The sequence below is a fragment of the Larkinella ripae genome (genome assembly GCF_054780775.1).
In genome coordinates this window covers 209,471-231,050 of the sequence record NZ_BAAGVR010000020.1, presented here as the reverse complement: position 1 = coordinate 231,050, position 21,580 = coordinate 209,471, and the positions used below count along the sequence as shown (strand labels likewise).

Below are 21,580 nucleotides of genomic sequence, written 5' to 3'. Positions count from 1 at the left end.
TTAGGGGTATTTATTGAACGGCAATCAGGAACCGGCGGGAGCCATCAGCGGTAGTGCCACCGTAAAATAGGAACTGTCGGCAGTCACGACCGGGTCATTCTGGGCCAGCAGCCGGTATTTGGCGGCAATATTGGAAAGGCCAACCTGGTTGGAAGCCACCCGCCCGGTTTTTTGCTGCCGGTTATTCCGGACGACCAACCGGCCCACCTGCGTGGTTTTAATTTCGATCAGGAGCGGTTTATTGGCGTGGATGACGTTGTGCTTTACGGCATTTTCGACCAGCATTTGCAGGGTGAGCGGGGGCAGCAGGTAATCGCCGTAGGGGTCCGCAATGTTCACATCCATCTGAATCCCGGACCCGTAGCGGGTTTTGAGCAGGTGAAAATACGATTGTATAAAGGTGAGTTCGGTGTTCAGGGTGGTCAGTTCGCCTTCGTTGGTCTGGAGCAAATACCGGTAGACTTTCGACATTTCATCGACAAACTCCTCCGCCCGATCCGGTTCGTCGGCAATCAGCGAGGAGAGTGAGTTGAGGCTGTTGAACAGAAAGTGCGGATTCACCTGGCTTTTGAGACTTTCGTACTGGCTTTGCAGGTTGACCTTCTTGAGCTGTTCTTTTTCCAGCGTGTTTTCGCGCCAGCGGTTCAGGGAGTAAACGCTTTCGTCGATGCCGACCGACACCAGATTAGCCGCGAGATTGATCAGTAAAACGTGGCCCGTTGATTCCGGATTGTGTTGATAGCCAAAGAGATGAAAGGTGTCGTAAAAAAAGATGGTCCCGAGAATGAACAGGGGAGTAACCAGGATAAAAACCAGCAAAAGCCGCCACACCCGCTGCCAGGTTTGACCCAGGTTCGGAAACCGCCGGACGACCAGCTGCGTCAGCTGATCGAGGGAAAACAGACAGGCGCTGGCAATGGTCAGGTTCAGCAGGGTGGCCGAAATAAACGTTCCCGGATTTGTTAAAAAGCGATCGCCGATCACCCAGTAGGTAATCAGGGGAATAAACCACGGAAACAACAGCAAAAAATGCCATTGACTTTGTTTCCGCAGGCGGGGTAAACGGTGGAAGGTTTGGTACAAAAATGACTTCATGGAACGCTAATATCCCCTGAATCTAGCGGTTTAGATTTTTCGAAACACGAACATAGGGTTTAAATTGTAACAAACTCCCTTTGAAATGCCAAATGTTCCGGCTGAAATGGGATTATTTTTGACTGAAATTTTCAAAAAACAAGGAGTGGCCTTGCCGGCGGTTTTGGACGGTAAAATCAAGGGTTCTGCGCCGATTGGGTGTGCGGAAACAACGGCAGCGAAACCTCAAAATACGTATCGGTTTCGACAACCTGCACCTCCCGGCGGCTCAGGTCCCGGTATTTTTCCATAAGGCTGCCTAGCCGGGCCTGCGATAAATCCATTTTAACGGTTTTGCGCTGTAAGGTATTCCGAACCGCCAGCCGCTCGTCCTGCGTCGTCCGGATGTCAATCGTTAAGGGCCGGGATGCGCTCATAATGTTGTGCTTGATGGCGTTATCGACCAGCGTCTGCAGGGTGAGCGGGGGCAAGGCATAATCCAGCAGAGCTGCGTCGGTGGACTGATCGATGCGGAGACTGGGGCCGTAGCGGGTTTGCAGTAAATCGGCGTAGTTGCCAATGAAGTCCAGTTCGGTTTGCAGACTCACCAGATTGCGGGTGTTGGCCTGGAGCAGATACCGGTAGACTTTCGAAAGTTGATCGACAAACCGTTCCGCCTGTTTCTGATCTTCCCCAATCAGCGAGGAAAGCGAAGTCAGGCTGTTGAACAGAAAATGCGGATTGATTTTCATCTTCAGCGTATCGAGCTGGTGCTGGAGGGTAGCTTGCCGAAGCTGCTCATTTTCCGTCTGGTCGATGTGCCACTGGTTGTAGGTGTAAAAGACATTGAGTGCCACGCAGAAACAGAGGTCGAAAATAAGCCCTAAAATCAGAATGGGGCGAACCGACGACCAGCTGAACGAAACGCCGAGGGAAGGAAACAGGCTGTAGGTGAACACATCCAGCGTGGCCAGGCCCACCGTCAGCAGACCCACCGTCAGCAGCATGATCAGCGTGCGGCTAGTTGCCTGCTGCGCGTTTGGGTACCGGCGGATAACCCCCCGAACCGCCAGTGTGAGGGAAAAAACCGAAAACCAGTAAAGCCCAAAAACAACTGCGGTGCCGAGTAAAAACACCCGCCCGTCGTTGAAATACCGGGGACCAACAAAGTAATAATTGCCGACCGGAAACAGAACCGGCATCATTAGCAGATGGTACCAAAGTTCCCAGCGGGAGAAAAAGGTGGTCAATCGTCGGTAGAACGCTTGAATCATGCGCAAAGGCCGTCGGGTAGGCACCGACCGTCTAATATTTCTCACCAAGGTACAATTTTTTGCAGGATCCTAAAGGACCGAATTTCGTTCGTCACGGCTCCGGCTAGTCGGTTTTAGAGAGTATTTGGCCGGAAAGTTGACTTCCTTGGAGAATTTGGGGCATCTTTGCAGCTTTCCGTTTTTGCCGTTCGCCTAATCCCATGAATTTTCAATCCCAGACTGCAATCGTTACCGGCGCGGGTATTGGCATTGGTTTCGCCATAGCCCGTGAACTGGCCCGCCAGGGCGCGTCCGTTTTACTGAATGACCTCGATGAAACCCTGGCCCAGCAGGCCGCTGCCCGCATTCGGCAGGAGGGAGGCCGTTGCCTGGCCCATCCCGGGGATGCTTCAAACGTGGCCTTTATTCAGGAAATGGTGGATAAAACGGTCGCCGAATTTGGCAACCTGACCATTGTGGTGGCCAACGCGGGCATCACAATTTTCGGCGATTTCTTTGACTACCAGCCCGCTCAATTCCAGAATGTGGTGGATCTGAACCTCCGGGGTAGTTTCTTTCTGACGCAGTTGGCCGCCCGTCAGATGCGATTGCAGAAGCAGGGCGGCAGTATTCTGCTGATGTCGTCGGTAACCGGCCATCAGGCGCATCCGGGGCTGGCCGCTTACGGCATGACCAAAGCCGCCCTGGAAATGTTGGCTAAAAATCTGGTGCTGGATCTGTCGCCGTTCGGGATCAACATCAATGCCGTTGCGCCGGGGGCTACCCAAACCGAGCGGACGCTGGATGATACAACCTACGTGCCGATCTGGTCGCGGATTACGCCGATGGGCCGCCCGGCCACGGTCGCCGATATTGCCAATGCCGCCCTGTTTCTGGTGTCGCCCCAGTCGCGGCACATCACGGGCCAGAGCCTGGTGGTCGATGGCGGCTGGACGGCGGTTAGTCCTCCTCCGGTTTAGCCGCTTGTTTTTTCCCCAGCGAAATCAGGACCACGCCCGCTAAAATAACCAGCGCGGCCAGGATGGAATTTCCGGTGAGGGCTTCACCCGCAAACGCCCAGCCCAGCAGCATGGCCACCACCGGATTGACGTAGGCGTAGGTCGAAACGAGTTGCGGAGAGGCATTTCGGGCCAGCCACGCAAAAGAAGAAAAACCGATGATGGAGCCGAAGATGATCAGGTACACCAGCGAACCGATGGCCTTAACCGGCGCGTCGCTAATGCTGGCCGGGGAAACGTTCTCCGTGAACATGCTGAACAAAAAAAGCACCAAACCGCCCACCAGCATTTGGATGGCGCTGGAGATCAGTTGAGAAGGCAGCGTGAGCTTGCCGGATAAGAGTGTGCCGACCGCCCATGAGATATTGGCCAGCATAATCAGTCCAACGCCTACCCAGGCATTTTCGGTGGACGAAACGCCCAGCCCGGCGGGTTGAACCAGCAACGAAACGCCCACCAGACCAATGAGCAGGCCCGCCAGCGAAAGGTTGGTAGGCCGACTGTGGCCGAAACTAATCCAATTCAGCAGAATAATAAACAACGGCACGGTAGCGGCCAGCAGGGCGGCCATGCTGGTCGGAACGTATTGAAGGGCCACGGACATGGACCCGTTGGCAATGGTGAGCAACAAAATGCCGATGACACCCGCCGAAAACCACTGCCGGGGTGCCGGAATGGGCGTGCCGGTCAGACGCGCGTACAGGTAAAGGAGCAGCCCGGCGGTGCTCAACCGCAAAGAAGCCATGTAAAGGGGCGGCATCTTTTCGGTCATAAAATGAATAAACAGATAGGTTGACCCCCACAAAATGTACACGGAGGCCAGCGCCAGCCACAGGGTAAGCCGGGGAGACGAAATTCTTTTACCAATTGCCGGATTCATTGCTCACTACGTTCTATTTCCTGAATCAACACCAAAGAAATAGAAATATTTCCAGCGACAAGCCTTTAATTTTTTTAATGGTAGCGATTAATTTAAATAATAGGTAGAATGGGTTTTGAAAAAACCGCCCTGAGCTAGTTGCTGATGGTCTCCATGGAAAGGCAATCGGGGACTCGCTCGGTGATCGTAAACTGAAGGGTATTGTCGAGGACCTGCCGGTACCGGTAGATGTACATGGCAAATAAGGTGTTGAAAAGCGAGGGGTCGTCCGAGGTTTTTAAACGACGAAGTAATTCGGTCACGTAAACAGTATCGTTCATAACTACAGGGAATTTATTGTGGGGAATGACTACAGAATCAGCATTCGTCACTCAGGGACTCAAACCAATTTTTAAGGGACGGATAGCGGTGCTGCAAGTCCTCAAAAATTTCGTCGGTTCGCTGGTTAATCTTTTTCAATGCGGTGGTGTGGGCATTAAACCGGTCAATTAATTCGGTGTTTTTATTGGAGATTCGGTGGGTCGTCGGAGGAAGGTCCTGGATTAAATGCGCAATGGTGTTGACGAGTAGTTTTTTTAGATCATCGAGTTTTTGTAGTGCCTCTTCCGGAAGCAGGGATCGTTCGGTTTGACTGAGAGCCTGGTTTAAAAAGTGATAGTTCTGATAGATTTCTTCAGCCGCCTGCCCCCATTCGGGCAACAGGCTGCTATACTGGGCGATTGGATCAGAGCTCAGGTGGTTACTCATTAACAAAACGGATAAGGTGAAAATGAAAGAAAGCCCCGGATACAGATGATTGGGACTTCAACTCCATTTAGACACCGTACTATCCAAAAAGTAACGGTGGGCCAGGGCAACTTTCTGATAAAATTGATTCGGGAAACCAGTCGGAGAGGAAAGGGAAGAGGAAAACCGGGATGGGTCGGTCATAGCCTGGGTAGCAATTGCCCCGAAAAAGTGCCAGACCGCGGCTGTTTATGGGTGCTTTGGACGGAATAGACCGTCCGCGATCCGGGAAAAACGCTGGAGTAGCAGGAGCCAAAAACCGCCTAATGGAATCAAAACCGCCGTTAACAGGCAAATTCCAACAACACCCGCGCTCGCATCCATTATTACTATAGAGCTGTTTTTTCGCAGAACGCCGTGGGTGAGGACTCCCAGCCATCCGCTTAACAAGCCGTCGATGCCCAACCAGATCGTTAGCTCCTGCCGGACCTGATCACGCAGCCGATTACCCAGCTCCTCCGAATCGATTGCCTGAAGACGAAAGCGGAGCTTAATGATTCCGGAGGCCAGGTAAAAGACTCCGCTTACGCCAAAAAGGAGAGCCGCGTACCCATACAATCGGTGCATCGGTTAAAAATGGTCATTATTTTGGGTTGTTTACTCTTCGGCACTGGCAAACAGGAAAGCGATGCCGCCCATCGCCAGGGCAATCCACAGGCTCGTCCATTCCGTTTCGGTTCGGAACCGGACCATGACACGGGGGAGGTGTAAAAGCAGCACCCACAGCAAAAACATCAGCCCGAGCAGGGTCGCCGAAAACCGGGATTGCCGCCGGATGGACAGGCTGAGGGCGGTGGCAAAAAAAGCAAGGCCCACGAAATACGCCCAGCCCAACGGTGCCGGAATCCAGGCAGGAATCAGGGTGGCAATATAATCGGCATACATCAGGTGCTGAATGCCAAAAACTATGAGCGAAGCGATGAACAGCCAGCGTCCGGTTGAAGCCAGGTGAAATCCTCGGGCGCTGGCTGTGAGGAAAAAACCGCTCAGGAAAATTGCTCCTCCACCCAGCGCCAGCAGTTCCGTGAACACCGTCCAGAGTCCGCCCTGAAACGGATTTTTTAGCAGGAGAGGAAGGTGCAGCGAACCGGCCAGGGCCAGCAACAGGAAACCGGTGATAAGCGCAGCCAACCCGGTTTTTTGGGCCAGAACGATGCCTGCGCCCGCCAGGGTCAGCATACCACCCACCAGCCAGGCCAGCAAAAACCGGCCCGGCAAATCCGCCGGAACGGGCAGCAGGGCCACCGGGAAGTTGCCGGTGATGAGGTGGACAAGGCCCAGAGACAGAACCGCGCAGCCGAACAGCCAGCGTCCGGTCGTCAAATACAGGTTTGCCCGGCGGGCTGCCGGCGTAGCGAGGGCGCGCGGAAAATCCGGATGGGATGGGATCATGGATGTCGCGTTGAAAAGGAGGGGAATCGTTCAGAAAACCGTAGGAAAGCCAACCCGCCACGGGCATTGGCTGGCTTTCTTTCCGGCTCATAGGTTAGATGCGTCAAAGGTAGATGCGACCGGCGACAGGGCCAAATGCGGACGACGGACGCTCACCCGTCCGCGACATACGACTTTTAGGCGTTGATCGGGGGCGTTGAACACAGCGGTCTGGTTTTCTGTCGCTTCGCCAAAGCTGTTTGTCATCAGAAAGAGGCCAAAATCCGGCAGCAACAGATAAATCGGAGGGCTAATTTTATATCTTTAACGTTGCCAATTTCAACCCCATGCCCCGACTGTCGCCCTCCGTTATCCGGGAAGTGCTGATCCATGCCGTCGTCTGGTTGTGCTACATCCTGATTCAGGTGATGGCGCTCGACCGGTTTGAACACCGATATACCTTAAATCTGCTGTCGGCGCTGTCGCAACTGCCCGCCCAGTTGCTGTTTACGTACCTGACGCTTTACGTGCTCATCCCGACTTACCTGTTAACCCGGCGGTACCGGGAATTTAGCGTTTTGACGCTGGGCGCTCTGCTGCTGGGTGGCATTCTGTATTGGGAAGGATCGTATTACCTCTATCTAAGCCCGTTTGAACCCGCCCGACTGGCCCAGGAAAAACCCTGGGATGTGAGCCGGTTTATGCTCTGTGCGTTTTATTTGCTCTGTACCAGCGGTTTAGTCATCGGTTTTCACATGATTCGCTTCGCTTTCCGGCAACAGCAACTCAACCAGCAATTGGTTATTGCCAATCAGCAGATTGAGTTGAAGTCGCTGAAGGACCAGGTCAATCCGCATTTTTTGTTTAATACGCTCAACAACCTATACGGGCTGACGAGCCAGAATCCGCAGAAAGCGGGCGAAGTGGTGATGCGGTTGGCGCAGCTGATGCAGTATATGTTATATGAAGGAAATCTGGTGCAGGTGCCGCTGCGGAAAGAGATCGAGTACCTGGAAAATTACCTGGCGCTGGAGCGAATCCGCTACGGCGAACGGCTGCAACTTTCGCTGCAACTCAGCATAACCAGCGAACCGCTTTTTATTGCGCCCCTGATTTTGCTGCCGTTTGTGGAAAATGCCTTTAAACACGGGGTCAGCCGGCAGCTGGACGATGCCTGGATTCAGATTTACCTCACCGTCACCGCGAAAGAGCTGGTATTTAAGGTTGAGAACAGCAAGCCCGAACCCACCCGCGAAACGCTACCATCGGGCATTGGACTGTCCAATATTGCCAAACGATTACACCTGATTTATCCCGCTCGTCACCAGCTTCGGCAATTGAACGGCGTTGGGACGTATCTGGCTTCTCTGAAAATTGAACTGCTGCCGAGTGATTTCAAACCGGTCCGAACCTATGAAAATCAGGTGTTTGCTGGTTGACGACGAGCCCATTGCGCTGGACGTGCTGGCCACGTACGTGCGTCAGGTCGAAGGACTGGAACTGGCCGGGCGCTGCCGGTCCGCCGTCGAAGCGTTTACGTTTCTGCAACAAAAACCGGTCGATCTCCTGTTGCTGGATATTCAGATGCCCCAGTTATCGGGACTGGATTTGCTGCGGACGCTGCCCCATTCCCCCAAAACCATCATTACATCGGCCTACCGGGAATACGCGCTAGACGGTTTTGAACTGGACGTTGTCGATTACCTCATCAAGCCGATCCCGTTCGATCGGTTCATCAAAGCCGTGGGCAAAGTCTTCGTGCGAAAGGCCGCCGAAGTGGCGCCGGGGCCGGTGGTGGCCGAAGAGCCGTTCCTGTTCGTGAAAGAAGAACGTCACCTGGTCCGGGTGGCGCTGCGGGACATTATTTCGCTGGAAAGTTTACGCGATTACGTGAAAATTACGACGGTTGGCCGGCAGGTGGTGACCCGGCAGACGCTGGGTTACTACGAAGAGTTGCTCCCGGACGAGCAGTTCCTGCGGATTCACCGTTCGTTTATGGTGGCCCGGGATAAAATCGTGTCGATGACGGAAAACCGCATTAGCCTGCCCGGACAAACCCTGCCGATTGGCCGGTTTTACAAGGCGCGGATCCTGGAGCAGTTGCAGATTCGGGACCTGCTCCGCAGCAGTCCGGATTTGTGAACGGCGGTAGCCCGAAACCAAAAACCACCGGAAACGTTCGCTTCCGGCGGTTTTATAAAAATCGAATTCTCGATTGGCTTTATGCTTACAGGTCGGCAACGGCTTTCCTGATTTCGTCCTGCGTTTTGCCGGTTTTCTGCTGGAGCTTGCCCCACATTTCGTCTTCCTTACCTTCCTGGTACGTCAGATCGTCGTCGGTCAGATCGCCGTAGGCTTGTTTGATTTTACCTTTCAATTCGTTCCAGCCTCCTTTTACGGTTGTCTCGTTCATGATTGATAATCGTTTTAGTGTGAAGTATAGTTGTACGATTCCTGAGAATCCTATCATTAAAACCGGCTATCGGCGAGAATGTTTAAAAAGAGTTGAAAAAGAACGCCTACGGACCCGGTTTTTAATTGATTCGCGTCCAGGTTTGGGTCTTGCCCAGCAGCGATATTCCGACATAACCCCGAACGTCGAGCGTGTTGGGATTTTTCAAGGTCAGCTTGCAACTGTACAGCTTGCCGTCTTCCGGATTGTAGATGCTGCCGTCTTCCCAGACTTTGCCGCCATCGTACGTAAAATCCTTCATGACGTCCAGACCCACCAGCGGCCGGGTTCGCAGATTCAACTCGCTGTTTTTGACGTCAGTACGAGGTTTGCCGGTGACCGGATCGTTGGGCTCTTTCAGCCAGACCAGTTTCCCGAAATACTGATCCCCCTTTTTGTAGATTTGAATCTGGCCCCGTTTGGTGCCGTTGAGCCAGGTGCCCAGGACGGCGTCCGGATTGTTCTGGGGGGTAAAAGCGATGAGAAAGGGGGTGAACAGGCAAAAAACCGCAATCAAACAAAATGATTTCATTCGCATTTTTAGATGTTGATGGAACTCCAAACTGATTTCCTGTATTTAACGTAAAAAAAAGGAAACTATGATAAAACTTGACCCTGCCAAAACGTACCCGGCCGAGACCGAGTCACGGACAATTATCCGGTTTCAGGACTGCGACCCCCTGCAGCACCTCAACAACGCCAAGTATCTGGATTATTATTTCAACGCGCGGGAAGATCAGGTAGCCTTGCAGTATAACTTTAGCCCGGCGCAGTTGTTTCGGGAATTTAAAACGAGTTGGGTCGTTTACCAGCACCAGATTGCGTACGTGCGTCCGGCGGTGGTCAGTGAGTGGATTCGGATCGTTTCCCGCATCATTTATTTTGATGACGATACGATGGTGACGGAATATTATATGACCGACGATTCGCGCCGTCAACTGAAGAATGTGTTGTGGATGACGTCCAAGTACGTGAGCGTGGTGACCGGCCGGCGCATCCCGCACGACCCGGACGTGATGGCTTTCCTCCACGCCATTTCCCTCAAAAACGTCGACTTCCACAACCTCAACTTCAACGACCGCATCCGACAGATCAAGGATCAGCTGGTCGAGCAGGAGAGTGAGGGCGTTGGCGATTAAAGCCGGTTTTTCCGGCAAATCCAGAACCCACCGGGCCACCCGGTTTTTGACAACCGGACTGCGGGAATCAATCTAACCCTACAACTGACCCAGCGCGTTCAGGAGCGCCAGCACTTCGGGGGCGGTTTTTGAGGTAAGTTTTCGTTGCTGCAAATCCAGAACCAACTGGTTGCGCAAGGCGGCATTCTCCAGGAGACTTCTGACCAGGCGTTTGGCCGATCCAACGGGCAGCCCCAGCTGCGTTGCCAGCTCCGGTAGGCTCACTTTTTCCTGATTGGCAAGGGACTTGAGCAGCGAAATTTCGAACCACGAGGGTTGCGGTGTTGCCGGTCGGCCCCCCGCGCTTTTCTGCGAATCGGCCGATCGGGTGTTCAGCCCGGAACTGGCTTTTCCGACCAGCTTTTCCACCACCGCCGGATCGGGGTGCCAGGTGGTCCAGACCGAATCGGGAAAACGCTCCGTTGTGATCAGATCCGTCAGGCTATCTTCCGGAACCAGCTCGGGCCATTGGCTGGCCAGCTGAACGAGTTGCTCCATGCCCAGATTGAACAGGGGCGGTTTTGGGATGGGCACAACCTGGATTGACGCGTTCTGTATCTGATTGGCCATCAGGCGAAGGACCTGCAAATCGGGCCACCAGGCCTGGTGCATGATTTCGTTTTCGAGCCGTCCCAACACCATTCCGAGCAGATCGTAGTCGCGCTCTTCGGAATCGTTCAGCAGGTAGCTGTAGGCCCACAACACGCCTAGAATCGGGTTGGTAAATTTGCTGTCCAGCAACGTAAACTGAACTGAATCGGGCAAATGAAACCGGTGGTTTTGCAGCCGGTCGGTGGCGTAATCGACGGCGAAGGCAACGGTGTCGTTGTTGTCGAACCCCTGCCAGATCGGAGCCATCTGAATCCGCATTCCGGAGAAAAGCGGCTTATCGGCTTGCGTGATGAAGACCTGCGTCTGCCACTTTTCAAAAAGGTACAACGGAATCTGGCGGCTTTCCTCCGGGTTCTCTTTAGCGACATAGACCAGAAAATACAAACCGGCTTTGAAACGGCCCGAAAAACCGAGCCAGCCCACCTCATCGTTATTTTTCCAGTCTTCAGAAGCCGCCACCGGCGTCAGCGACTCGTCCAGCAGAAAAAACTGTTTGCTCAACCGGTGCATAAAGCGCTCGCCCCCGTAGTGTTTGCGGTATTGCTCTAGCGAACTACACCGCAGGAAAATCAGCAAACCGCTGTCCGTTGGCCGAGCCGGATCGGCGGATTTGGTGGGATTCAGGCTGAGCTGCCAGGCGTCGTGGGTATAATATTCGTGCGAGGTTGCAATGTTGCCCAGCAAGGTCGCCGAATAATACGGCAATCGAAGGTCCTGATGCACGGGTTGCCCGCGCAACAGCAGGGTCTTTTCCTCCAGCTGCCCGCTCAGGTCGGCGCGCAGGGTGTAAATACCGTTGGGAAGCGTCCGGGTCTGGTGGTGGCTCAGGTAGTCGTCCAGCACCACCCGGTCCTGGCTGTCGTAGAGAGTTGCTTTCAGGCCCTCATGCGGAGTGGTCAGCGTCAGTTCAGTGGTGTTCACGTCAGAAGGTCAGTTGAATGGTGGTCGTCGGAACCGGAATTTTTACCCGGATCGGTTTTTCTTCCTGCGTAGCTTCGTCCACCAGCATATACAAACCGGTGCTCAAATCAACCTCCCACGGCAACGGGTCCTGGTCTTTCGACCGCAGCGTCTGTGTGTCGCCGTCCAGCAACACCACATTCCCCGTCCGGCTGGCGCTCACCTCGATGCGATACTGGGCCGTTGTCACCGGTTTGGGAAACGCCTTCACCCCAAAAAACGTCGATGGATCGGTGGGAAAGTTATTCGTTACCCGCGCCCGCTGGTTGTGGTTTTTCTGACTGGCGATGCGGGGCGTTTCCAGTTCCAGGTGTCTTTTCAACGATTCGGGCGTAATGCGCCCCGTGTCCGGTTCGGCCGCTTCGCCGTTCAGGCCGTTCAGCAGGGCCTGGGTGAAATGCCCGCGAAAGAGCGAGCCGTCCTGTTCACCCGGTTTTAGTTCAAATTCGGCTTCATACGCTTTGTTCTGGTATTCGGTGGCGTATCCCACCCAAATGGCCGTTCCACCGGCACCCTTGTTATCGGCGGGCCAGTTGAACGAAGGCGGCAGCCCATTCACGCCCAGCACCTGATTCCGGCAGCAATCCAGTAGAAAAACGACTTCCAAAAACCGCCCCGAAGCAATGATGCGGTCCAGGTAGCCTTGCGACGAAAGCGCCGAATCCCGAAAAAACCGGGTCTCGAAGTTGGCCATCAGCAACGCCGTGTTCGACTCCTTGACGCCGATGCCGTGGCCGTTGAAGTAAAAATAAAACCGTCGTCCCGGTTTTCCGCTGCCGATCAGGTGCTGCCAGATTCGTTGAAACGCCCGGTCAATCTGGGCTTGAATCGGGCGCTCCGGAAACTCATCGTCCGGATCGAGGTTCGATTCCACCAACTGGCAATTGGCCGGCGGAACCGAACCCTTCTGCGGGTCGGTCAGCCAGTCATAAAATGCCCTGGCGTCCTCGGTCGGGCCGTTGAGGTTCCCGAATTCGGGGTAATGACGAACGCCAATGATCACCGCATAATCGGCGGCATTGGTGAAATCAGCAGCGGTGTTCATGGATTATTGCAGCATGTGAACCAGACTTCCCTGCGTCAGTTTGTTGTCGTCGAACGCGCCGTGTTCGATGCTGTCGCACTGCAAACCGGCCTGCGCATCCAGGTTGGATTTGGACAAAACCAGCCGGTCCTGACCAGCCGCCAGCAAATAATCGCTGGCTTTTTTGGGATTACCGGTATCGTACGGTGCTTTGCCCTGAATATAGCGGTGCATCCCGGCAATGGGCTTATCGTCGGTGTGCTCGAGAACGCCCGAAATAAAATACAGCAACGAGCGTACGTACACTCCTTTCTGCAAATGGTTGGCTTTTTCGGCCTCGTCGTACATCGTAAACATCCGGAAGTTTTTGAAGCGGTTTTGCCGTCCAATCACCTCATCTACAAAGAGATCCACGGTACAGGCCGGGGCCAGAAAAATCAGGTTGCGGTACGTCAGTTCCGGGTGGCGGGTGGCCGTTACGCGCAGCAGGTTGCAGGCCACAATCGAGCCCGCGCTGTGCCCGATGATGTCGATGGTCAGGTCCGGGCGTTCGGCTTTGAGCTGGCTGAGTTTTTCCAGCAGATACGAACCGGCGTGCCGCTCGATGCCCGTCAGCTCATCGTTGGGCGCCCACATATCTTCGGCCTGTTGCTTCATGCCGCCCCAAACCCAGGCGCCGAAATCGGCCAGGTAAAATTCCCGCAGAATTTCTTCGACTACGCTGGGAAAAAAACCGTGGTCGGTTTTGTTGATGTGCCGTTTCACCACCCGGAACGTCACCGTAGCCAGCGCCTTGATGAGTTTGAGGGGAAGAATAATGCCTTTGCTGCCCTCGGCGGGGTCTTCGGCAATTTTGTCGCGGTCGAGCAGGGGGGTCTGGGCGGCTTCCCGTTGAATATCCTCCGCCGACAGACTTTCCTCGTCGGACTGGACAATCACATTCAAATTGGCCTCCAGATCGTCCTGAAGCGATTGATCGTCCATCAGTTGGAGATCGCCCACGCCCTTGGCTCCGCCCACCCGGTCGAAATCGGCAAACGGTTCGTCTTTCTGCAACTCGGTCAGAATGTCGGTTTCGGTCAGGCTCATGGCACCTTTGCCACCGGCATCGTCCAGACCGATTTTGTCACCGGCCACTTTGAGGGCGTATTCGAGCAGTTTCCGGAAAAACCGGGTGTCGCTCACCGAACTGATCCGGGTGCGGATCGTTTCGAGCAGGCCGGTTTCCCAAACCAGCGAAATCGGGTGGCAGGAGGTGGGCGAAAAGACGGTTTGAATGGTGCCAGCAGTCGCCATACCGGCTTCTTCGGGAACCAGCCCACCGTGAAAATAAAGCACCAGCCGGTTGGTATTTTGCTGGCGCAGGTGGTCAATCAGTTCATCGACCTGTTCCGGCGTGGTGTGGTGATTTCCACTGGGTTTAAAAGTTCCTTTTGGCCCCACGTTGATGTGGTGCAGGGGCGACGGTATCGGGTTGGGCATCGGGCTGGAAAGGTAAAAGATCGGAATATCGAAACGAATTAAATCAATTATCCAATCCTGCCCCGATTCTATTTATTTTTCGGCAGCGCAAACTCGAAAACCGCTCGGTCTCAATAAAATACCTCGGTCTGATTGCCTTCCAGTTGCTTGATCAGGCTTACCGATACGGTTTTTTTCTCGCTCACGGGATTGCCCCGCACAAAGAGTTTTTTTAGGGTGTGTAACTGGGGAAGATTCGTAGGCAGGTCGGTCAGGCGGTTGTGGCTGATGTCGAGTTCTTCCAGGTAGGGCAGGGTCAGCACCTGCTCCGGAACCGTAACGAAGGCGTTGTGTCCAATGTCCAGAATCCGTAGATAATAAAGTTTCTGGAGACTGGCGGGCAGACTGCCCAGGAAATTATGGTGCGCGTATAACACCTGGAGCTTTTTCAAACGACCCAGTTGCTGCGGCAATTCGTTGAGCTTATTGTTGGAAATGGCCAGTTGCTGCAACCGGCGCATCCGGCAAATGCGTTCAGGAATGGTTCGTAAGTCGTTGTAATACAGATCCAGTACTTCCAGGCGTTTCAGCCGCCGGATGCCGGTCGGCAGTTCGGTCAACCTGGCTTTATACAGATTAAGGTCCTTCAGCCGACGCATCCGCCGGAGCGGGGCGGTGTTGAGTCCGCCCGAAAAATCGTTCAGCCCGAGCCAGAGACTTTCCAGCCGCCGGTTTTGGGAAACCGCTTTCGGAATGGCCGTAATCCGGGTTGATTGAATGTTCAGAATTTTCAGGTGCTTGTTGCGCGCGATGTGTAGTCCCGTATTGCCCAGCGAATTGCCGGAAACATTAAGTTGCTTTAAGTTTGGAATCAGGAACACTTTTTCAGGAATTTCCGAAATAGCATTAGCGCTCAGATCCAGCACTTCCAGCTTCGGAAAGCGGTAGATCACCTCCGGAACAGCCTTCAATTCCAGCGTGTTGAAAACCAGATGCCTGACGGTATCCGGCCGGGCGGTTTTTTCGGCTTCTTCCACCGTCGTCAGAATGCCCGGTCCCCGACGCAGTTTGCGTTTGGAGGGCAGCTTGCCGACGGCCATTCCTGAGTAAAACCGGTAGGGTTTATCGCCGGTTACCGAAAACCGGTAGCCCGAAAACCAGGGGCAGAGGATGGGATCGATGCGTTCTTTCAGCCGGTTGGCAAGCAGACTGTCCGAGGGATTTGCCCAAACGTTCGGATTCAGTTCGTAATAAACGCTTTTCACCGAACCGTCCGGATTGGCGAACAGGTTGACCATCAGGTAGGCGGTAATATCCTGCAGCAAATTGGCGTTTTTCAGCACCTGGTTCACCTCCTTCCCAAACTGTTCGTGCAACTCAAACCGCTTTTTCTCGGCCGGCGTCATGTCCTCCGGTGCCCGCAAACCGCCCGCCGTGGTCCCAAAGGCCGGATCAATGATTTTCTCAATCGGGATGTAGCTTTTCACGAGTTGTTTGGAAGCCGCCTGAAATTCCGGTTTGGAGAGGCACACGGTTTGGGCGGGAGCGGCTCCGGCCAATCCCAGAAGTATCGCCAGTAGACTATGAGTACGCATGATCAAAAATCGTTAACGTAGGGCTTAGGTGTATAACGGTAAATGTAGTTAAAAATTGGTCACCGTTTAAACTTTCTATTTACCTGGGCAGAAAATTAAATTTAACATTTATTACGAAAAGTTTCGTATAAAAACTTGACATCTACGAAATGATTCGTATACCTTTGCTACGAACTATTTCGTAGATCCATTCAATACGCCAGCGCAAGCCTTTTTCAATTCGAACAGTAAACAACAGATCATGAAACCAACCGAATCCGAACTTGAAATTTTACAGGTGCTTTGGGCGCAGGGTCCCAGCACCGTCCGGCAGGTGAACGAGCTACTAAGCCAGACGAAAGATGTGGGCTACACAACGACCTTAAAACTGATGCAGATCATGCACGAGAAGGGGCTGCTCAGCCGGACGGAGGAAGGGCGCTACCACATTTATCGGGCGCTGGTCGATGAGCAGGCGACGCAGCAGCATTTGCTCGACCGGTTTGTGGACACGGCTTTTCGCGGCTCGGCCATGAAACTGGTGATGCAGGCGCTGGGCAACAGCAAGGCCACTCCGCAGGAGCTGGCCGAATTGCAACGGTTGATCAACAACATGAATTCCGACCCAAACAACTAAGCCGATGAACACCCTTAACTTCATTTCAGAACCGTTTACGAACGCCTTAGGCTGGGCCCTGGTGCATGCGCTCTGGCAGGGAACTCTCCTGGTGGCTGTGGCTGCGCTGGCCTTTCGGATCACCGCCAAATCCCCTTCCTCGGTGCGGTACGGCATTGGCATCGGAGCATTGGGCGGGCAACTGCTGGCTTTTCTGGCCACCATCGTGGTTTGTTACGAGCCGACTCGGGCCGTCCTGTCGATCAGCGGTGATCCGCAGCATGTTGACGCCAAAACCGCCCTCGTCATGCGGTTTGCCGATCCCCAGCCCGGTTTTGGCGACCTTTCAGCCTGGCTCAATGGGCATTTGTCGCTGCTGGTGACCGTCTGGTTTCTGGGGGCGGTTTTGCTGCTGGTTCGGTTGGTGGGCGGCTGGCTTTTTGTGCAGCGGTTGACGCGGAGAAGCATCAGCCCGGCCCCGTTCGCCTGGCAGACCTATACGCAGCAAGTGGCCCGTCAGCTCGGCATCACCCGGGCGGTGCGGCTGGTGGAGTCGGCGGAAATTACGGTGCCGATGACCATCGGCTGGCTGAAACCGATTGTGCTGATTCCCATTGGATTGCTGGCTGGTTTGTCGCCCCGGCAGGTGGAAGCGGTGCTGGCGCACGAACTGGCGCACATCCGCCGGTATGATTACCTGGTCAATCTGATGCAGTCGGCGGTCGAGATTGTCCTGTTTTTCCACCCGGCGCTGTGGTGGCTCTCGGCGCGGGTTCGGGAAGAACGCGAACACTGCTGCGACGACCTGGCCATCGACGTGTGCGGGGAGCGGGCCAGTCTGGCGCAGGCTCTGGTTTTCATCGAGGAACGGCGGCAGGCTATCGGAACGGCCCCAAGCCTGGCGATGGCGTTCGGAGCGCGGAAACAATCGTTTTTACAACGGGTTAAACGGGTCATTGGCGTGAGCGATCCGCTGGCGGCCAACCGGCCGAATGGCCTGCTGATCGCGGGTTGCCTGGTTTTATTGGCGGGGCTGGTCGCTGGCCAAAATCTTTACCGCCCCGTGAAAAGCAGCCGCCGGGAAGGCGATTCCATCACGATCAATACCTGGCCGTCCGGCAAAACCAAGGCATCGACAAAGGCCGAAGAACCGGGTGGCAGAATGGATGTCCAACGGGTCGAACCCGCAGTTGCTTCGCTGGTGGGTGACACTATCCCGCCGAACGGGCGCGAAAAGCTGGAAAACGAACTGGAGCAACAGGTTGGGGTAATGGAGCGGCAGGCCCAGGAAATGGAGAAACTGCATCTGCCCCTGGAAAAGCTTACGAAGCAACTCGAACTGCACGAACGAGAGGTGCAGGAATTGACCGGAAAAGAAATGGCCAAGTTGCAGGAAAAGTTGCAGCAGCTTCACAGCGACCTGGAACGCAAAATGGGGAAGTCGGTGGAATTGGAACTGAAACAGTCCCGGCTGAACGGAAAGTTAAGCCAGGAAGAAGAACAATTGCTGGCGAAACTGCAAATCGATGCGAACCGGATTCAGAAGCAGATGGAGAAATTGGAAACCGGTGAAATGGCCAAAGTTCAGCAGAAAATTCAGGCGCTGACCAACGAGCCCCTGCGTCAGGTGCAGGATTCGATGAGTGTGTTTTGGGAAAAGGCGATCAAAGCATACAATGACAACATGCCTTATTTTATCCAGTTAGCCGAGAAACACGCCCAATTGCTGGATTCGCTGCCGAAACCCGAGCCGGTACCGGCCCTCGCACCCGCTCCCGCTTTTTCTGCGGAACCCGCTCCGGTTATGGCGCCCAAGAGGTTGCCCCGTCCGGCCCGCGCCGGCAAACCGGCCGGAGGAAAGGGAGGGTATTGGTACAACGGCAAACGCTACGAACGACCGGAAGACATGCCAGCTGCTCTGACGCCCCCGATCCCTCCGGCGGCCGTTGCGGCCCCTACTGCGGTGATTCCGGTCGCTCCGGCTATCGCACCAGCAGCACCCGATGCTCCCCGGTTTGAAGCCGTGCCCGATGCGCCAGCTCCACCCGCAGCGCCAGCCGCTCCCAAAGCTCGCAAGGCAGGTAAAAAAGGAAAGCATTTGAAATATTAGGAGGAGAGGAGGAATGGGAGGAGAGGACGAAGGGAAGAAAGGAGGAGGAAAATATGCCTTTCTTCCCTTCGTCCTCTCCTCTTTCGGCATTTATTGATGGGCGGCCCGTCGCAAGCGGTCGTTGATGGCCCGGCCCAGGCCGGTTTCGGGCAAAAGCTCGGCTGCAATCACGTCGATGTCCAAACTGTCGAGGGTACGCATTGCCGCGAACAGGTTTTTGGCCGCTTCGGAAAGATCGCCCGACAACGACAGGATTTGCTGATTTTCGGCCGGAAGCAGCCGGGTGATTTCGTCAAACTGCAGCGCACCGACCCGCTCCGGTGGGTAGGTGGCCAGAATTTCTGCCGGTTTTTTCAGCAAAAGCGGTTTGCGGGGTGCGTAATGACTGCTTAACATGCCCGGCGCTTTGGGGTTGGAAGTCGAATGACTCCGAACGGCCACTTTCCCCACGACCGCTTCCAGTTTCTCCAGCGTCATGCCCCCCAGTCGGTACACGACCGGACGATCGTCCGAAAAACCGATGATGGTTGATTCGATCCCCACCTGCGCCGACCCGCCATCCAGCACGTACGGAATCTGATGGCCCAACTGGTCGGCAACGTGCCGGGCGGTGGTGGGACTGATGTAGCCAAACGGATTGGCACTGGGTGCGGCCAGCGGAAAATCCAGTTCCGACAGCAGTTGCAGCGCCAGCGGGTGGTTTGGAATCCGGACGGCAACCGTTTCCAGTCCCGACGAAACCAGATCAGGAATCAGGGATTGTTTCGGTAATAAAATGGTCAGCGGACCCGGCCAGAACCGTTCGCCGAGTTGCCGGGCTTTTTCCGGAAAACTCCGGACGAACGTTTCCACTTTCGCGATTGAATCGGTATGAACAATAAGCGGATCGAACGAAGGGCGGTTTTTTACCCGGAAAATCTCTAAAACCGCATCCGGATCCAACGCGTTGCCCGCCAGGCCGTACACGGTTTCGGTAGGCAGACCAATCACCTCGCCCTGTTCCAGAAATTCCTTTGCTTTTTGAACGTCGGTTCCTACTTGTGCCATACCGCAAAGGTACGGTTTTCTGTCAATCAGGCGCGCGGAGGATTATTTCTTCGGTATCCGGGTGGCGAGGGGGCCGGGTTTTCAGTCCGGATTGGATAAAGCGACCTGCTGCCGCCAACCGGTCTGATGGCGGTTGATCGAAGCGTTCAGGAATTAATAACCAGCATCAAGCCCGCGTCTACGCAACATCGGATTGTTCCGTTTTCAAAAATGAGAACCGGCATATCATTGTAGTAAAAGATACCGGAAGCGGTTTTAATCGGCCCGCCCTTTGGAATAAAGCGCCCGCGTGAATTTTTTTGTCAGGGGAAAATTTTTTTTGAATTTCCTGTCCGGTTTCCATTTCTTCGTTCGTCTTAAGGCCGAATTCAATTCAATTACCTTAAACTTTTTAGAAAGAATGGAAAAGTTCATGCTGATTTTCCACAGTGAACAAGCGGATGAAGAGGCCTACCAGAACATGTCTGCCGATGATTTCCAAACCGTTATTGGCAAATGGGACGCCTGGATCGGTGGGCTGGCCGCGCAGGGAAAAATGCTGGGAACGGAAGCGCTGCTGCCGGCCGGAAAGCTGATGACTGATGGCGGTAAAACTGTAACCGACGGCCCCTACACCGAAGGAAAAGAAATCGTCGGCGGTTATATGCTCTTGGCCGCCAATAGTTTCGACGAAGCCGTGGCACTGGCGCAGGGCTGCCCGCATTTCGATACCGGCGGCAAAGTGGAAGTACGGCAAATACAGGTCTTTGAATGAATTAGGAACGAAGAGTAAGGAACGATGAGTTAGGAATGATGAACGATGAATGGCTGACGCGTTAAATAATTCATCGTTCATCATTCCTAACTCATCATTAAAAAACCGTGTCTCCGCCCGAATCCAATCAGCTTGTTGCGCATCTTTTTCGGCACGAAGCGGGCCGAATCGTGACGGTATTGGCCAAAATGCTGGGTTTTGACCGGATCGAACTGGCTGAGGATATCGTGCAGGACACGATGGTTCAGGCTCTGCGGAGCTGGCCGTTTCAGGGCATTCCCGAAAATCCGTCGGCCTGGCTGTATCGGGTGGCCAAAAACAAAGCGCTGGATGTCGTTCGGCGGGAAAAACTGTTCCGGACCATCAGCGGAGAATGGGTGCTGGAAAATGAAGCTGAAGAACGGGTGGACCGGTATTTTTGGGAGGATGAAATCAACGACAGCCAACTTCGGATGTTGTTTGCCTGTTGCCACCCGTCGCTGCCGTTTGAGTCGCAGGTGGCGATGTGTCTGAAAATTCTGTGCGGGTTGAGCAGCCGGGAGATTGCCCAGGCGTTTTTGACAACCGAAGAGACCATTGCCAAACGAATTTACCGGGCAAAGGAAAAAATCCGCGCCCACGAAATCCGGCTGGAAGTGCCGTCGGGCGCGCAGTTGCCCGCTCGGCTCAGTGCGGTTTTGAAAACCGTCTATTTATTGTTTAACGAAGGTTATAATTCGTCACATCCGGATTTGCTCATCCGCCAGGATTTGTGCGAAGAAGCGATGCGGTTGGGTCGGCTGCTGACCCAGAATCCGAAAACCACCGCGCCGTCGGCCTACGCACTGCTGGCCCTGATGTGTTTCCAGGTGGCCCGGTTCGACGCCCGAACGGACGAAACCGGGGCCATCATTTTATTGAAGGACCAGGACCGCAGGAGGTGGAATCAGCCGTTGGTGGAGCAGGGAAAGCAGCAACTGATCCGCTCGGCCGACGGGGACAACTTGACGGAATACCACCTCGAAGCCGTCATTGCGTGGCAGCATTGCCGGGCGGCCAGCTACGAAACCACGGACTGGGCCAGCATTCTGCGCTACTACGATTTGTTGCTGGAGCGTAAACCGACGGCGGTCGTGGCCCTGAACCGGGCGGTGGCGCTGGCCGAGGTGGAAGGCCCCACGGAAGCCTTGCTGGCGGTTTTGCAACTGAAAGGACTGGAGACCAGTCAGTACTACCACGCCCTTCTGGGCGACCTCTACGCCCGGCTTCACCAGACCGACCGCGCCCGGCAGCATTACATCCGGGCCATGCAACTTACCTCGTCAGGGGCCGAAAAGGAGTTACTTCAGAAAAAAAGCGACCGACTTCCGTAGTCTTTCGGGACGTGTTCAGCGTATTACCGCGAAGAGATTAGTTACCTTTTCTGTTAA

The 21,580-nt window shown here is 54.6% G+C and carries 22 protein-coding genes; 8 read left to right on the top strand and 14 right to left on the bottom strand.

Annotation, left to right across the window (positions count from 1 at the left end):
• Positions 1-24 precede the first annotated feature (24 nt).
• Together ACYVHX_RS12095 and ACYVHX_RS12090 are read right to left on the bottom strand one after the other, a co-directional pair.
• Positions 25-1,095: a sensor histidine kinase gene (locus ACYVHX_RS12095; RefSeq protein WP_460671901.1), complete on the bottom strand. Its 1,071-nt coding sequence runs from the start codon at positions 1,093-1,095 to the stop codon at positions 25-27.
• Positions 1,096-1,271: 176 nt separating this feature from the next.
• Complete coding sequence (locus ACYVHX_RS12090; RefSeq protein WP_460671900.1) at positions 1,272-2,348, bottom strand: sensor histidine kinase; 1,077 nt, start codon at positions 2,346-2,348, stop codon at positions 1,272-1,274.
• A 200-nt stretch (positions 2,349-2,548) separates the two neighbouring features.
• Here ACYVHX_RS12090 and ACYVHX_RS12085 point away from each other — a divergent pair, with 200 nt between their 5' ends.
• Positions 2,549-3,307 (top strand): SDR family NAD(P)-dependent oxidoreductase, encoded by a 759-nt coding sequence (locus ACYVHX_RS12085; protein WP_460671899.1) that lies wholly within the window; start codon positions 2,549-2,551, stop codon positions 3,305-3,307.
• Here the strand turns inward: ACYVHX_RS12085 and ACYVHX_RS12080 are convergent.
• The 5 genes from ACYVHX_RS12080 to ACYVHX_RS12060 all read right to left on the bottom strand — a co-directional run bounded on the left by ACYVHX_RS12080 (position 3,288) and on the right by ACYVHX_RS12060 (position 6,404).
• The gene (locus ACYVHX_RS12080) at positions 3,288-4,226 is read right to left on the bottom strand and encodes an EamA family transporter (RefSeq protein WP_460671898.1); all 939 of its coding nucleotides are present in this window, start codon (positions 4,224-4,226) and stop codon (positions 3,288-3,290) included. The two genes, ACYVHX_RS12085 and ACYVHX_RS12080, sit on opposite strands and share 20 nt — an antisense overlap.
• Positions 4,227-4,360: 134 nt before the next feature.
• Positions 4,361-4,546, bottom strand: a complete 186-nt coding sequence (locus ACYVHX_RS12075; protein ID WP_460671897.1) for a hypothetical protein — start codon at positions 4,544-4,546, stop codon at positions 4,361-4,363.
• A gap of 37 nt (positions 4,547-4,583) precedes the next feature.
• Positions 4,584-4,973 (bottom strand): hypothetical protein, encoded by a 390-nt coding sequence (locus ACYVHX_RS12070; protein WP_460671896.1) that lies wholly within the window; start codon positions 4,971-4,973, stop codon positions 4,584-4,586.
• Between the two features lie 228 nt (positions 4,974-5,201).
• A complete protein-coding gene (locus tag ACYVHX_RS12065; RefSeq protein WP_460671895.1) occupies positions 5,202-5,579 on the bottom strand; it encodes a DUF6463 family protein in 378 nt (125 codons plus the stop codon).
• Between the two features lie 30 nt (positions 5,580-5,609).
• Positions 5,610-6,404: a hypothetical protein gene (locus ACYVHX_RS12060; RefSeq protein ID WP_460671894.1), complete on the bottom strand. Its 795-nt coding sequence runs from the start codon at positions 6,402-6,404 to the stop codon at positions 5,610-5,612.
• Positions 6,405-6,730: 326 nt separating this feature from the next.
• Here ACYVHX_RS12060 and ACYVHX_RS12055 point away from each other — a divergent pair, with 326 nt between their 5' ends.
• Positions 6,731-7,822 carry a sensor histidine kinase gene (locus ACYVHX_RS12055; protein ID WP_460671893.1) on the top strand — a complete coding sequence of 364 codons (1,092 nt, stop codon included), beginning with the start codon at positions 6,731-6,733 and terminating at the stop codon, positions 7,820-7,822.
• Entirely contained in the window at positions 7,797-8,525 is a 729-nt protein-coding gene (locus tag ACYVHX_RS12050; RefSeq protein WP_460671892.1) for a LytR/AlgR family response regulator transcription factor, read from the top strand. Before ACYVHX_RS12055 ends, ACYVHX_RS12050 begins: the two co-directional genes overlap by 26 nt.
• A gap of 85 nt (positions 8,526-8,610) precedes the next feature.
• On the opposite strand, the gene ACYVHX_RS12045 is transcribed toward ACYVHX_RS12050, so the two are convergent.
• The gene (locus tag ACYVHX_RS12045) at positions 8,611-8,796 is read right to left on the bottom strand and encodes a CsbD family protein (protein WP_460671891.1); all 186 of its coding nucleotides are present in this window, start codon (positions 8,794-8,796) and stop codon (positions 8,611-8,613) included.
• A gap of 121 nt (positions 8,797-8,917) precedes the next feature.
• Positions 8,918-9,367, bottom strand: a complete 450-nt coding sequence (locus ACYVHX_RS12040) for a DUF2147 domain-containing protein (protein ID WP_460671890.1) — start codon at positions 9,365-9,367, stop codon at positions 8,918-8,920.
• Between the two features lie 67 nt (positions 9,368-9,434).
• Here ACYVHX_RS12040 and ACYVHX_RS12035 point away from each other — a divergent pair, with 67 nt between their 5' ends.
• A complete protein-coding gene (locus ACYVHX_RS12035) occupies positions 9,435-9,974 on the top strand; it encodes an acyl-CoA thioesterase (RefSeq protein ID WP_460671889.1) in 540 nt (179 codons plus the stop codon).
• Between the two features lie 78 nt (positions 9,975-10,052).
• Here ACYVHX_RS12035 and ACYVHX_RS12030 read toward each other — a convergent pair whose 3' ends face one another.
• The 4 genes from ACYVHX_RS12030 to ACYVHX_RS12015 form a co-directional block, all read right to left on the bottom strand.
• Complete coding sequence (locus tag ACYVHX_RS12030) at positions 10,053-11,546, bottom strand: hypothetical protein (protein WP_460671888.1); 1,494 nt, start codon at positions 11,544-11,546, stop codon at positions 10,053-10,055.
• Between the two features lies 1 nt (position 11,547).
• Entirely contained in the window at positions 11,548-12,630 is a 1,083-nt protein-coding gene (locus ACYVHX_RS12025) for a caspase family protein (protein ID WP_460671887.1), read from the bottom strand.
• A gap of 3 nt (positions 12,631-12,633) precedes the next feature.
• Positions 12,634-14,091 (bottom strand): hypothetical protein, encoded by a 1,458-nt coding sequence (locus ACYVHX_RS12020; RefSeq protein ID WP_460671886.1) that lies wholly within the window; start codon positions 14,089-14,091, stop codon positions 12,634-12,636.
• 110 nt (positions 14,092-14,201) lie between these two features.
• Positions 14,202-15,665, bottom strand: coding sequence for a leucine-rich repeat domain-containing protein (locus ACYVHX_RS12015; protein WP_460671885.1), 1,464 nt, complete (start codon positions 15,663-15,665; stop codon positions 14,202-14,204).
• Positions 15,666-15,906: 241 nt separating this feature from the next.
• On the opposite strand from ACYVHX_RS12015, the gene ACYVHX_RS12010 reads away from it, so the two are divergent.
• Together ACYVHX_RS12010 and ACYVHX_RS12005 are read left to right on the top strand one after the other, a co-directional pair.
• The gene (locus ACYVHX_RS12010) at positions 15,907-16,281 is read left to right on the top strand and encodes a BlaI/MecI/CopY family transcriptional regulator (RefSeq protein ID WP_460671884.1); all 375 of its coding nucleotides are present in this window, start codon (positions 15,907-15,909) and stop codon (positions 16,279-16,281) included.
• A gap of 4 nt (positions 16,282-16,285) precedes the next feature.
• Entirely contained in the window at positions 16,286-18,370 is a 2,085-nt protein-coding gene (locus tag ACYVHX_RS12005; protein WP_460671883.1) for a M56 family metallopeptidase, read from the top strand.
• A 90-nt stretch (positions 18,371-18,460) separates the two neighbouring features.
• On the opposite strand, the gene ACYVHX_RS12000 is transcribed toward ACYVHX_RS12005, so the two are convergent.
• On the bottom strand, positions 18,461-19,417 hold the full coding sequence (locus ACYVHX_RS12000) for an L-threonylcarbamoyladenylate synthase (RefSeq protein ID WP_460671882.1): 957 nt from the start codon (positions 19,415-19,417) through the stop codon (positions 18,461-18,463).
• A 319-nt stretch (positions 19,418-19,736) separates the two neighbouring features.
• Between ACYVHX_RS12000 and ACYVHX_RS11995 the strand changes: the two genes are divergently transcribed.
• Both ACYVHX_RS11995 and ACYVHX_RS11990 read left to right on the top strand, forming a co-directional pair.
• Positions 19,737-20,171: a YciI family protein gene (locus ACYVHX_RS11995; RefSeq protein ID WP_460671881.1), complete on the top strand. Its 435-nt coding sequence runs from the start codon at positions 19,737-19,739 to the stop codon at positions 20,169-20,171.
• Positions 20,172-20,278: 107 nt separating this feature from the next.
• Positions 20,279-21,523: an RNA polymerase sigma factor gene (locus ACYVHX_RS11990; RefSeq protein WP_460671880.1), complete on the top strand. Its 1,245-nt coding sequence runs from the start codon at positions 20,279-20,281 to the stop codon at positions 21,521-21,523.
• Positions 21,524-21,580: the final 57 nt, after the last annotated feature.